The organism is Providencia sp. PROV048, assembly GCF_033688165.1.
GTDB classification, from domain to species: domain Bacteria; phylum Pseudomonadota; class Gammaproteobacteria; order Enterobacterales; family Enterobacteriaceae; genus Providencia; species Providencia hangzhouensis.
On the sequence record NZ_CP096360.1, the window covers coordinates 2,140,004 to 2,153,956 of the forward strand.

Annotated in this window: 10 protein-coding genes; 6 read left to right on the top strand and 4 right to left on the bottom strand. The window is 40.4% G+C overall.

Translation table 11 applies throughout. From position 1 onward, the window contains the following. Positions 1-166 precede the first annotated feature (166 nt). The gene (gene cobO, locus M1F26_RS09310; RefSeq protein WP_112307152.1) at positions 167-757 is read right to left on the bottom strand and encodes a cob(I)yrinic acid a,c-diamide adenosyltransferase; all 591 of its coding nucleotides are present in this window, start codon (positions 755-757) and stop codon (positions 167-169) included. A gap of 5 nt (positions 758-762) precedes the next feature. Continuing rightward, on the bottom strand, positions 763-1,527 hold the full coding sequence (locus tag M1F26_RS09315) for a YciK family oxidoreductase (RefSeq protein WP_036957702.1): 765 nt from the start codon (positions 1,525-1,527) through the stop codon (positions 763-765). A 177-nt stretch (positions 1,528-1,704) separates the two neighbouring features. Here M1F26_RS09315 and sohB point away from each other — a divergent pair, with 177 nt between their 5' ends. Then, positions 1,705-2,751, top strand: coding sequence for a protease SohB (gene sohB / locus M1F26_RS09320; RefSeq protein ID WP_004254182.1), 1,047 nt, complete (start codon positions 1,705-1,707; stop codon positions 2,749-2,751). 96 nt (positions 2,752-2,847) lie between these two features. Here sohB and M1F26_RS09325 read toward each other — a convergent pair whose 3' ends face one another. Further along, entirely contained in the window at positions 2,848-3,105 is a 258-nt protein-coding gene (locus tag M1F26_RS09325) for a DUF2498 family protein (protein ID WP_094960535.1), read from the bottom strand. 290 nt (positions 3,106-3,395) lie between these two features. Between M1F26_RS09325 and topA the strand changes: the two genes are divergently transcribed. From topA to sodC, 3 genes are all read left to right on the top strand, one after another. Next, complete coding sequence (topA, locus tag M1F26_RS09330; protein WP_140172199.1) at positions 3,396-6,002, top strand: type I DNA topoisomerase; 2,607 nt, start codon at positions 3,396-3,398, stop codon at positions 6,000-6,002. A gap of 162 nt (positions 6,003-6,164) precedes the next feature. Next, entirely contained in the window at positions 6,165-6,344 is a 180-nt protein-coding gene (locus M1F26_RS09335) for a hypothetical protein (RefSeq protein ID WP_140172198.1), read from the top strand. A gap of 366 nt (positions 6,345-6,710) precedes the next feature. Then, complete coding sequence (gene sodC, locus M1F26_RS09345) at positions 6,711-7,235, top strand: superoxide dismutase family protein (protein ID WP_004254197.1); 525 nt, start codon at positions 6,711-6,713, stop codon at positions 7,233-7,235. Positions 7,236-7,554: 319 nt separating this feature from the next. On the opposite strand, the gene M1F26_RS09350 is transcribed toward sodC, so the two are convergent. Further along, positions 7,555-9,588: a M13 family metallopeptidase gene (locus M1F26_RS09350; protein WP_140172197.1), complete on the bottom strand. Its 2,034-nt coding sequence runs from the start codon at positions 9,586-9,588 to the stop codon at positions 7,555-7,557. A gap of 315 nt (positions 9,589-9,903) precedes the next feature. On the opposite strand from M1F26_RS09350, the gene cysB reads away from it, so the two are divergent. Together cysB and acnA are read left to right on the top strand one after the other, a co-directional pair. Then, positions 9,904-10,878, top strand: coding sequence for an HTH-type transcriptional regulator CysB (gene cysB / locus M1F26_RS09355; RefSeq protein ID WP_004254202.1), 975 nt, complete (start codon positions 9,904-9,906; stop codon positions 10,876-10,878). A gap of 278 nt (positions 10,879-11,156) precedes the next feature. Then, positions 11,157-13,829, top strand: a complete 2,673-nt coding sequence (gene acnA / locus M1F26_RS09360; RefSeq protein WP_140172196.1) for an aconitate hydratase AcnA — start codon at positions 11,157-11,159, stop codon at positions 13,827-13,829. Positions 13,830-13,953: the final 124 nt, after the last annotated feature.

Consider the following 13,953-nt stretch of genomic DNA (forward strand, 5'->3'; position numbering starts at 1 on the left):
ATTTTCCAATATGGAGTTCACACTAAATTAGTGTTACCAATGAAAAGTATTAAATAACTTTTTTATAGGTTAACTGATGGCTTAGTTAGAAAAATAGCTAGTGAAATAGATTAGAAGTGCAATAATAAAAAATAACGCCTTATTATTGCACTTTGTTATCGGATGATTACCAATCAATCCCTTTTTGAGCTTTAATCCCAATATCAAATGCATGTTTCACTGGGCGCATTTCTGTTACTGTATCAGCTAATTCGATTAAATCTCGGTGGCAACCTCTGCCAGTGATCACAACAGATTGATTGGCAGGGCGGCTTTGTAATGCTTGGATCACTTCTGCTAATTCGAGATAATGGTAACTTACCATGTAGGTGAGTTCATCTAAAATGACTAAATCGTACTGTGGGTCACTTAATAATTGTTTGGCGTATTGCCAAGTTTCTATACAGGCGAGGGTGTCTGTCTCTTTGTTTTGAGTTTCCCAAGTGAACCCTGTGGACATAACATAGAAGGGAACGCCTTGGGGTTCTAACAGTTCACGTTCACCATTATCCCAGCCACCTTTAATAAATTGAACAACAGCGGCTTTTTTACCATGGCCTACTGCACGGCAAACAGTACCAAATGCCGCTGTCGTTTTGCCTTTTCCATTTCCAGTAAAGACAATAACGATACCCCGTTCAATTTGAGCGGCTTCAATTCGTGCATCCACTTTTTCTTTTAAACGTTGTTGACGTTCTTCGTGTCGGCTTTGAGACATCATTTTTACTCCGCAGCACCGGGCTTGCGTCCGGGTTGTGCATCATAGCTACTTCCTGTTTTACGCAGGCTATCATCACCCATCAAATAGATATAAATAGGCATGATATCAGCAGGAGTTTTCAATTTAAGTGGATCTTCGTCAGGGAACGCACTTGCTCGCATAGAGGTTCGAGTTCCACCTGGATTAATACAATTTACACGAAGATTACTGTGCTTATACTCTTCGGATAGAATTTGCATTAAACCTTCTGTCGCAAATTTAGAGACAGAATAAGCACCCCAACCGGCTCGACCTTGTTTACCTACACTTGAACTGGTAAAAACTAACGAGGCATTAGGCGCTTTAAGTAATAGAGGGAGCAAAGCTTGAGTTAGCATGAATGTGGCATTAACATTTATTTGCATCACATCATGCCATAGGTCACTGGGTTGCTCAGAGATAGGGGCTACTACACCAAGTATTCCCGCGTTGTGTAAAACGCCATCTAAATAAGGCGTTATTGACGCAACTTGCGAAGCGAGTGTATGGCAGTCATCAATTGTTGCGGTTAATAAGTCTAATATAAAGCAAGGTGGATTCTTTCCATCTAAAGCCGCTATTTCATCACTAACTGATTGTAATTTATGCAGTGTTCTACCAACAAGAATAAGGGATGCACCATAGCGCGCATAAGTGAGAGCGGCTTCACGGCCAATGCCATCACCGGCACCTGTCACGAGAATAGTTTTACCTTTCAATAGGTCTTGTCTAGGCTGATATTGGAGCATATTCTTTCCTACTATTGTGATTAGCATGTATGGTTATCATCGCACTGATTGTGATAATTGGCTAATCTAACATAGTATTAACAAGGTTTGTCGTGCCAACTCTGTTTTTTTCTGGTTGTTTGCGCGTAATCGTGAGATTATTTTTGTATTGAAGATAAATATCAAAAGGATCAGATTGTGGAGTATTTCTCATTGTATGGGCTATTTTTAGCAAAAGTCGTTACGATTTTGGTAGCGGTGGTTTTGCTGGCTGTTTTTGTGTTTGGCGTAGGTATGCGCAGACAAGGAGCAAAAGGTGCTTTGAAAATCACAGATTTAGGTGAAAGCTATCGTGAGCGTCAGCGCCAAATGCAGCAGATAAAAATGAATGAATCAGAACATAAGGCATGGCTAAAAGCATTTAAAAAACAGCAAAAAGCAAAATCAAAAAGTGAGAAAACTGGGGCTAAATTAGGCCAAACAGGGGTTAAAAAGCCTTGCTTATATGTCTTAGACTTCAAAGGTAGTATGGATGCACGTGAAGTTGCCTCTTTACGTGAAGAGATCAGTGCAATTCTCGCTGTTGCAGACCAACAGGATGAGGTTTTGTTAAGACTTGAAAGCCCAGGTGGGATGGTTCATGGTTATGGCTTAGCGGCTTCACAATTACTAAGAATCAAAGAAAAAAATATCCCACTGACTATTGCGGTAGATAAAGTCGCTGCGAGTGGTGGATATATGATGGCGTGCATCGCAGATAAAATTATCGCAGCGCCATTTGCCATTATTGGTTCGATTGGTGTTGTCGCTCAAATTCCAAATATTCATCGGTTATTAAAAAAGCATGATGTTGATGTTGAACTTCACACCGCTGGCGAATATAAACGTACATTGACCATGTTAGGTGAGAACACGGAGCAAGGTCGTAAGAAATTTGTTGAAGATTTAAATTCAACACATGAATTGTTTAAACAATTTGTTCATCAAAATCGCCCATCTTTAGATATTTCTGCAGTTGCAACAGGGGAGTATTGGTATGGTTCACAGGCGCTTGATAAAGGGCTTGTGGATAATATTGGTGTGAGTGATGATTTTATTATTAATGCAATTGATACTAAGGAAATAGTTAGTATCCGTTATGTATTAAGTAAAAAAATGATGGATAAGTTTATGGGAAGCGCGGCAAAGAGCGTGGATAATTTATTATTGCGCTGGTGGCAGCGTGGGCAAAAACCACTCTTGTAATTTCCAATTTTGCCTAGCGAATAAGCGTTTTTAAATCTACTATTAATTTACCGGCTTTTTAGCCGGTAAATTATATACAAAGAGCAAACGTGTTAATTAGTTATTATCACTCAATTGGTATTGTTCTGATAGTACATGAGCAAGGTGTTTGTACATATTAAAAGCAGCGGTACTCTTTAAGGTAGGGATATTGTTCTCATCTAAGAAGAACTCCCCTTTAAATACCAATGTACCTCGATGCTGCTCTACAGTATCAACAAACATACCATGAATATAATCATCATGTTTCTTTATGATATCATTAGCTTTTTCAAGTAACTCTTTTTTTGTGATGAACGGTAAATTGTCTTGCATAACTTGGCTTCCTTGAAAAAATAATTGGTTGCTTCTAGCATTTTATCAGGTAGAGTGTGTGGTTTTCAATTGTGACTAAACATCTTTATATGGTTAAAATCAGTCGACTAGAAGACACTTTGTGCCTTTTAGAATAACGTGATTGAGTTTATAAGTTTTGTTTCAACACAAATAATTGTTTAAAAATATATTGATATATTGTGATTGTGTCGCAATATAAAAAAGAGATTCTCATTTTGCGCATTTTAATGTAGAAATGCGCCATTGTTGATATTTAGGTAAAGGTAAATATGGGTAAAGCTCTTGTTATAGTGGAGTCCCCGGCAAAGGCCAAAACGATTAATAAGTATCTTGGCAGTGGCTACGTTGTAAAAAGCAGCGTTGGCCACATTCGTGATCTGCCGAAAAGCGGCTCTGGTTCACAAACCGGCTCACAAAAGAGTACAGGCTCATCTACCGACAAAACAAAGAAAGTGAAAAAAGATCCGCGTGACGCATTAGTTAAGCGCATGGGGATTGACCCTTACCATGGTTGGAAAGCGAATTATCAAATTCTACCAGGTAAAGAAAAAGTGGTCTCTGAACTTAAATCACTGGCGGAGGATGCCGATCACATCTACCTCGCAACGGACTTGGACCGAGAAGGGGAAGCTATTGCGTGGCATTTACGTGAAGTGATTGGTGGAGACGATTCTCGTTTTAGTCGTGTTGTATTTAATGAGATCACCAAAAATGCGATCACTCAGGCATTTGATAGCCCTGGGGAATTAAATATAGATAGAGTTAACGCACAACAAGCGCGTCGTTTTATGGACCGAGTTGTGGGTTACATGGTTTCTCCACTGTTGTGGAAAAAAGTGGCTCGTGGCTTATCTGCTGGTCGTGTTCAATCAGTTGCAGTGAAACTGATAGTTGAACGTGAACGGGAAATTAAAGCCTTCGTTCCTGAAGAATATTGGGAACTGCATGCCGACTTAGCCGATAAAGATATCGCTAATTTGCGTATGGAAGTCACTTCACAAGGTGGTAAGGCATTTAAGCCAGTCAATAAAGCGCAAACAGAGGCGGCGGTTAAATTACTGGAAAATGCCCGTTTTGCGGTTACTGACCGTGAAGATAGGCCGACATCCAGTAAACCGAGCGCACCGTATATCACGTCAACGCTACAACAAGCTGCTAGTACCCGTTTAGGTTTCGGCGTGAAAAAAACCATGATGATGGCTCAGCGTCTTTATGAGGCGGGTTACATCACTTATATGCGTACTGACTCAACAAACTTGAGTCAAGATGCACTCGACATGGTTCGTGGCTATATTAATGATAATTTTGGCGCGAAATACCTGCCAAAAGATGCCAATGTGTATAGTAGCAAAGACAATTCGCAAGAGGCACACGAAGCCATTCGTCCTTCTAGTGTCGATGTTTTACCTGAGTCACTAAAAGACATGGAGAACGACGCGAAAAGGTTGTATCAATTGATTTGGAATCAGTTTGTGGCTTGTCAAATGACACCTGCGAAATATGATTCAACAACCTTAACAGTCAAAGCAGGGGATTTTGAACTAAAAGCCAAAGGGCGTACTCTGCGTTTCGATGGTTGGACGAAAGTCATGCCTGCACTGCGTAAAAATGATGAAGACAAAACGCTGCCACCAATGCAAGTTGGTGCGGAGTTGTCTTTGGTTGAACTATTGCCTAGCCAACACTTTACCAAGCCGCCAGCACGTTTTAGTGAAGCGTCTTTAGTTAAAGAGTTAGAAAAGCGTGGTATTGGCCGTCCTTCAACGTATGCAGCGATTATTTCGACGATCCAAGACAGAGGTTATGTTAAAGTTGAAAACCGTCGTTTCTATGCAGAAAAAATGGGTGAAATCGTCACAGACCGCTTAGAGGAAAACTTTAACGATCTGATGAACTATGATTTTACTGCACGTATGGAAGACCAACTGGACCATGTTGCAAACCATGATGCCGAATGGAAAGCCGTATTAGATGAATTCTTCTCTGATTTTAGTAAGCAGCTCGATGTTGCTGAAAAAGAACCAGAGGAAGGGGGAATGCGCACCAACCCAATGGTAATTACCTCAATCACTTGCCCTGATTGTGAGCGCCATATGGGTATTCGTACCGCATCAACTGGGGTATTTTTAGGTTGCTCTGGTTACGCATTACCACCCAAAGAGCGTTGTAAAAAAACGATTAACCTTATCCCTGAAGACGAAGTCCTTAATGTCCTTGAAGGGGATGATGCGGAAACTAATGCGTTAAGAGCCAAACGTCGTTGTCCAAAATGCGGCACCGCGATGGACAGCTATTTGATTGATAATGGCCGTAAATTACATGTTTGTGGTAATAACCCTGCGTGTGAAGGTTATGAAATCGAAGAAGGCGAGTTCCGTATTAAGGGTTATGACGGTCCGGTCATTGAGTGTGACAAGTGTGGTTCAGAAATGCACCTGAAAATGGGGCGTTTTGGTAAGTACATGGGTTGCACTAACGAAGAGTGTAAAAATACGCGTAAAATCTTACGAAGTGGTGAAGTGGCACCACCGAAAGAAGATCCAGTGCCATTGCCGGAACTTCCATGTGAAAAATCTGATGCGTATTTTGTGTTACGTGATGGGGCTGCTGGCGTTTTCCTTGCGGCGAATACATTCCCTAAATCACGAGAAACACGTGCACCACTAGTGGCAGAATTACAGCGTTTTAAAGACCGTTTACCTGAAAAACTCGCATATTTAGCTGAAGCACCGGCTGAAGACGGTGAAGGTAACCCAACAGTCGTCCGTTTTAGCCGCAAAACGAAACAACAATATGTTTCTTCAGAGAAAAACGGTAAAGCAACGGGTTGGAGTGCATTCTACGTTGATGGTAAGTGGGAAGTAAAAGAGAAGTAATAGCTCTCTTTTGTTTCCAAACAAAAAAGCCAATCATTTAATTAGATTGGCTTTTTTATTAAACGGTAAAATAAACTGTAATGAAATAAGTTGACTTACATTATGTTCAGGTAGTGTTATTTTTTGTTTTTATAGTGAATTGATTTAGTAGAGGTTATAAAAATGGGTCACGCATTACAAAAGCCTAATCGTTTATTGATACCTGCTCGTGACAAAAGTAAAATTGCTGCACCTAAACCAGCAATTAGCGAGCAATGTTCACATGAAGTCCAAGTCAAAAATGTTTTTGATTTTGGTTTCGCTCGCTATGAAAAAGCAATGGAAAAACTTGCTAAGGTATAGTGAGAGAGATACACGTCCAAGGGGTGTTTGTTGAAGGTATTAATTATTTATTTGTTGATGATTTGGTAAATATTAATAGGGTATTGATAGAACTACAAACTCCTAATGAACCTATAGAAGTCCTCAATTTTAATAATCTCAATTCCTCCCAGTTTAAATCCAGCCTATTTTTATTTCTTATCGCTCACTGTGATACAGCCGCCAATTTTTAACTAAACTCAAATGTAGCACCAAAGTGATAACTAATTTGTGTTAACTTAAGATAGAGTCGTTGTAGTTATCAATTGGCAGTAATAATCCTTACCTTGCTGAAATATTTAGGTAAGTCGATGGAATGATAGATAAAAGTTATCCACCGGAGGCAAAATGAAGTTAAAAATGTGTTTACTGGCTGCATTATTGACAGCGGGGACAGCGTACGCTGCTCAGTCTACTGTTGTATTAAAAGAAGCGACACCCACAGGTGATGGTAAAGCAATAGGTGAGGTTGTTATCTCAGAAACGGAATATGGATTACTGTTCACGCCTAAATTAACAGGACTACAAGCAGGTATTCATGGTTTCCATATTCATGAGAACCCAAGCTGCGAACCTGCAGAAAAAGACGGTAAATCGGTACCTGCATTAAAAGCAGGTGGTCATTTAGACCCAGCCAAAACAGGCGTTCATAAAGGCCCTTATGATAACACAGGGCATTTAGGCGATTTACCCGGCTTAGTTGCCGATAGTCAAGGTAATGCTAATTATGCGGTACTAGCGCCACGTTTAAAATCACTCAAAGATGTTCAAGACCGCGCATTGATGGTGCATGTGGGTGGTGATAACTATTCTGATAATCCAGAAGCGTTAGGCGGTGGTGGGGCTAGGATGGCCTGCGGCGTCATCAAATAATACGCGTCATATTTCAAGCTGTGGCGTTGTTAGCTGCGCTTGCTAACCCTAGTCACATACTGATGTATGCTCCTAGGTCTTAGCGCCGCTTGCTGCCTAGCCACAACTTGAACTATTTAGCGTATTGTATTGATTATAAAGTAGTTTAAAAGACAGTATTGCATTGATTAGAATATGATTTAAACAGCAGAATTGTTATCTGGACTTACTAATGTTAATTACATACTGATGTATGCTCCTAGGGCTCAGCGCCGCTTAATGCCTAGTCATAAAAAGAAGGCTCACGCTAAATTTCGAGCCTTCTTTTGTCATTGATAAATTACCAAATACGAATACGCTGTTCTGGTGGCAAATACAGGGCGTTATTTTTATCAACACCGAATGTTTCGTACCAGTCATCAATATTGCGTACTACGCCATTTGCGCGAAATTGGTTAGGGCTATGAGGGTCTGTCATAATCTTATTACGTTCAGATTCTTTATTTGACAGCTCTTGCCACGTGCGTGCCCAAGCAATGAAGAAACGCTGTAACCCAGTTGTTCCGTCAATAATTGGAGCCTCACCATTTGGGTAGTTTTCTTTGGCAAATTGCTTATAAGCACTTAAGGCGATATTTAACCCACCGAGGTCACCAATATTCTCCCCTAATGTAAGCTCACCGTTCACCTTTAAGCCATCAACAGTAAAGCCGTTATATTGTTCAACAAGCTTAGCGGTTTTCTCTTTGAAGTGGGTTTTAGCGCTCTCACTCCACCAATTACGTAACTGCCCGGTTCCGTCATATAAACTGCCTTGGTCGTCAAAACCATGGCCCATTTCGTGGCCGATGACTGCACCTATTGCGCCATAGTTATAGGCTGGGTCAACATTAGGGTCAAAGAACGGTGCTTGTAAAATTGCAGCAGGGAACACAATTTCATTTTGAACAGGGTTGAAATAGGCATTGACTGTTTGTGGCGTCATTCCCCATTCCCATTGACGAACAGGCTGACCAATTTTGCCAATCATATCATCATATGACCAAGCTAAAACTTGCTTATAATTATCTAATAATGAATCGGGCTTAAGGTTAATCTCACTGAAATCATTCCATTGGTCTGGATAACCCACTTTAACCGTGAATTGTTCCAATTTTTTAAGGGCTTCTTGGCGAGTAGGCTCATCCATCCAGTCATTGACTTTTAAGCGTGAATTAAATGTTCCTCTCACATAACTAACCAAATCTTTAATTTTTTCTTTAGCTTGAGGGTCGAAATATTGTTCGACGTAAATTTGCCCTAATGGCTCACCTTGGAGTGAGTTAACGGTTTGCAAAGCGCGCTCTTGGCGGGTGCGTTGCTTCTCAATACCATTGAGTTTTTTCGAGTAAAAATCAAACTGTGCATCTGCGATGGTTTGGTTTAAATAACGTGCGTGCTCACTAATATACTGAAAGGTTAAGTAATCTTTTAATGTCGAAACTGGGGTATCTGCAAAAATCTTTGCAGTTTGTTCAACTGCGCTGTCCGTTTCAACGACCACTTTCGCAAGTTGCTTATCAGTTAAGTTGCGGCTAGTAATAAAGCTATCCCAATCAAAACCTTGGGTATGGTTTTTCATTTCAGCTAAGGTCATTGCATGGTAATTTTTGATAGTGTCACGGCGGGCCTCAGGGCTCCAATGTACAGTTGCAATCGCTTTTTCTAAATCAAAAATTTTCTGTGCTTTTTGTGTGACATCTTTTTCACCGGCTAGCTCTAACATGGTAGCGATATAAGCGATATAACTTTTTCGAATATCTTCCATTTGCGGTGTGTTATCGAGGTAATAAGTCCGATTAGGTAGCCCTAAGCCGCCTTGGCCGATATAAAGCACATAGGTATCCGGTGCTTTAGCATCTAAGTCTACCCAATAAGAAATCAATGATTTGTAGTCGGGTTGGGTCATTAACTGGCTAATATCACTATGGCTTTTAGCTTTCTTAATGGCATCTAAATCGGATTTTATTGGGGTAATTCCTGCCTGTTCGATAGCCGTTTCATTCAGGTAACTAAGATATAAATTTCGAATATTTCGTTGATTATGCGTAAGTTTGTTTTCGGGGATCTGCTGTAGCTGGTCAATTATCGATTGAATTTGTTTTTCTGTATTTAAGTATAATTCCACAAAAGAGTTAATACGTGGCATACCGGTGGGGATTTGCGCTTTATTTACCCAATCTTCATTCACATAACGGTAAAAATCATTGCCGGGTTCAATCGTGTCAGACAAAACAATTTTTTGTTGTCCATAACTAACTTCTTTTGCCAATAGTGACGGGGCAAAAGAAATAGTCGACATACCAATAATTAAAGCCAAAACATTTAAACGCATGTAACCACCTCTCTTCGTTGAGAATTACGATATCCACTCTAATACGTTAAACCTTGGAGCGAGTGTTCTGCAAAATTTATTTCACTCATTGAACCACATAATGAAATAAAGTTAATCCGTCTTTGCAGTACCTTACTGCTTTTCTTCATTGTAGAGGGGATTTAGATGAAATTTTATCATCATACTGTTTATTCTTCAGAGAATGATGTTATATTGGTTATATCAAATAAACCAATTATAACTATTAGCTATATGTAATATTCTTTAGCTATAGATAGCAAATGCACATTATTCCTGTATGAGGTAGACTGAAATATGAAATTGCAGCAATTACGTTATATTGTTGAAGTGGTTAACCATGACTTGAATGTCTCCTCAACCGCTGAGGGGCTTTTTACGTCACAGCCCGGTATCAGTAAACAAGTGCGGATGCTTGAAGATGAGCTTGGGATCCAAATTTTTGCGCGTAGTGGTAAGCACTTAACGCATGTTACTCCCGCAGGGGAAGAAGTGGTACGGATCTCCCGAGAAGTGCTATCAAAAATAGAAGCGATCCGCTCGGTTGCTGGGGAGCATACTTATCCAGATAGAGGTAGCTTGAGTATTGCCACGACACATACACAAGCTCGTTATGCTTTGCCTCCGACAATCAAAGGTTTTATTGAGCGTTATCCACATGTTTCATTGCACATGCAGCAAGGATCACCAACGCAAATCGCTGAGGAAGTGTGCAAAGGTAACAGTGATTTTGCGATAGCAACCGAAGCATTGCACCTTTATAACGATTTGATTATGTTGCCATGCTACCATTGGAATCGCTGTGTGGTCGTGCAAAAAGACCATCCACTTGCAACGAAAAAAAATGTCACTATTGAAGATATCTCTGAATATCAAATTGTAACCTATACTCATGGGTTTACTGGCCGTTCAGAATTAGATGTGGCATTTCAGAAAATTGGTCTTGAGCCCAAAATTATTTTTACTGCAACCGATGCTGACGTGATTAAAACCTATGTTAGATTAGGGTTAGGGATCGGTATTATCGCGAGTATGGCCGTTGACCCTGTTAGTGATAGCGATTTAGTTGTGATTGATATGCGTGATAAGTTCAGCTATAGCACAACCAAGATTGGTTTTAAACGTACTAGTTTCTTGCGTAGTTATATGTATGATTTTATGTGGCGTTTCGCACCGCATCTAACCCGTGATGTGGTCGATAAAGCGGTTGCTATACGTAACAATGAAGAAATTGAAGAGTTTTTTAAAGATATGAAACTGCCTATCATTTAATTTCTTTATATTTTTGCCTTGTCATAATTTGTAAGTAGGAACCCTAGTGATCGTATTTCTAGGGTTTTTATTATTATTACCGAGTTGGTGTACTTAGTTTTTTCCTGACTTATTTCCCTTCTTATCTTAAATTTCCTATTATTAATAGAGAAAAATTCAATATTTGGCACAAAATCTATAAATCAAATTTCTAGAGCAACTATGATTACAATTGGTTAACAAAAAATAATGGTGGTAAATACAAATATTGCCATAGCCATAAAAACCAAGGAGGAGTTATGTCGTTGAGTCTAAAAACAACGAGTGCTTCGACACTCAATGTTGGAAACAAGCAGTATAATTACTTCAGTTTAGCGATTGCTGAAAAAAAGCTCGGTGAGGGGACTAAATTACCTAAGTCATTAAAAGTTTTACTCGAAAATCTATTACGTCATATTGATGGCACCTCAGTTGTCGAACAAGATTTACAAGCAATAATTGACTGGCAAAAAAACGCGCATGCAGATAGAGAAATTGCTTATCGCCCAGCGCGTGTTCTCATGCAAGACTTCACGGGTGTTCCTGCTGTTGTTGACCTTGCCGCTATGCGTGAAGCAGTTAAATCCCTTGGCGGCAATGTTGAGCAAGTAAACCCGTTGTCACCTGTTGATTTAGTGATTGACCACTCGGTGATGGTGGATGAGTTTGCAACCGAATCAGCATTTGGCGATAACGTTGAAATTGAAATGGCGCGTAACCATGAACGTTATTTATTTTTACGTTGGGGCCAAAAAGCATTTAATCGTTTTCAAGTAGTGCCGCCGGGTACCGGTATCTGTCACCAAGTTAATTTAGAATACCTTGGCAAGGCAGTATGGTATGAAGAAATTGACGGTAAATTATATGCCTATCCCGATACTTTAGTGGGTACGGACTCTCATACGACGATGATCAACGGGTTAGGTGTGTTAGGTTGGGGTGTCGGTGGTATTGAAGCTGAAGCCGCGATGTTAGGCCAACCGGTTTCAATGCTAATCCCTGACGTTGTTGGTTTTAAATTAACGGGTAAATTATCCGAAGGGATCACAGCAACTGACCTTGTGTTGACAGTGACACAAATGCTACGTCAACATGGTGTCGTGGGTAAGTTTGTTGAATTCTATGGTGACGGCTTGGCCTATTTACCATTAGCAGACCGCGCAACAATTGCGAATATGTCCCCTGAATATGGTGCAACTTGTGGCTTTTTCCCGGTTGATGAAGTAACACTGTCTTATATGCGTTTAACTGGGCGCAGTGATGATGAAATTGCGCTGGTGGAAGCTTATAGTAAAGAGCAGGGTTTATGGCGTTATGCGGGCGATGAACCGATTTTTACCAGTACACTTGAGTTAGACATGTCGACAGTCGAATCCAGTTTAGCCGGGCCTAAACGTCCACAAGACAGAGTCGAACTTAGCCAAGTACCAAAAGCATTTCGTGGCGCAGTCGAATTAGAAGTCAATAAGAAAATCCAATCGAGCTATCCTTCGGTTAAATATCAAAATAAAACCTTTGAATTAACCGATGGCGCGGTCGTTATTGCAGCAATTACCTCTTGTACAAACACGTCGAACCCAAGTGTATTAATGGCGGCGGGGCTATTAGCGAAAAAAGCCGTTGAAAAAGGGTTAGTTCGCCAACCGTGGGTTAAATCATCATTAGCACCGGGTTCTAAAGTGGTTACTGATTATCTTGCCGTTGCAGGTTTAACACCGTATTTAGATAAGCTTGGGTTTAACCTTGTCGGGTATGGATGCACAACCTGTATTGGTAACTCAGGGCCATTACCAGAACCAATAGAAGAAGCGATTAAACAAACGGATCTTACTGTTGGTGCCGTGCTGTCAGGAAACCGTAACTTTGAAGGGCGAATTCACCCACTGGTGAAAACTAACTGGTTAGCCTCTCCGCCGCTTGTTGTTGCCTATGCACTGGCGGGTAATATGAATATCAACTTGAAAACTGACCCTATCGGGGTTGATAAATCGGGTAATGATGTTTATTTGAAAGATATTTGGCCATCAAGTGCTGAAATTGCGCAAGCTGTACAGCAAGTTAAAACAGATATGTTCCGTAAGGAATATAACGCGGTCTTTGAAGGTGATGACGCTTGGAGAGCATTAAAAGTTGAAAGCTCTTCAACTTATCACTGGCAAGCAGACTCGACCTATATCCGCCATCCACCTTTCTTTGAAGGAATGCAATCTCAGCCAGTACCTGTTAAAGATATTCATGGCGCAAATATTTTAGCGATCCTCGGTGACTCGGTCACCACTGACCATATTTCTCCTGCAGGGAATATCAAAAAAGAGAGTCCAGCGGGGCGTTATCTGCAAGAACACGGCGTTGCTGTTGCAGATTTCAACTCTTATGGTTCGCGTCGTGGTAACCATGAAGTGATGATGCGAGGAACATTTGCAAATATTCGTATTCGCAATGAAATGGTGCCAGGTGTAGAGGGGGGATATACCTTACATATACCGACAGGCAAACAAATGGCGATTTATGATGCAGCGATGCTGTATCAACAAGAAAATCGCCCATTGGCTATCATTGCGGGTAAAGAATATGGTTCAGGTTCTAGCCGAGATTGGGCAGCTAAAGGCACGAATTTATTAGGTGTGAGAGTTGTCATTACTGAATCATACGAGCGTATCCACCGTTCTAATTTGATTGGCATGGGGGTTATACCTTTAGAATTTAAAGATGGGGTATCTCGTAAAACTCTCAGGTTAAAAGGTGATGAACGCATTGATGTCACAGGGCTTCAGTCAATTACCCCAGGGCAGGATATCACAGTGAAAATCACTTATGGTAATGGGGATATAAAAGAAGTTATAACTCGTTGTCGTATTGATACCGCAACGGAGATGGATTATTACCGTCATGGTGGTATTTTGCATTATGTAATAAGACAGATGCTACATTAATCATTAAATTATGACACTTCAACGCCTGTAAGATTGTATCCTACGGGCGTTTTTATTTTTTAATATTTAATCTTATTTATCAATCTTGTTTTTTCTCAATATTTTTGATGGCAATCTACGTTAT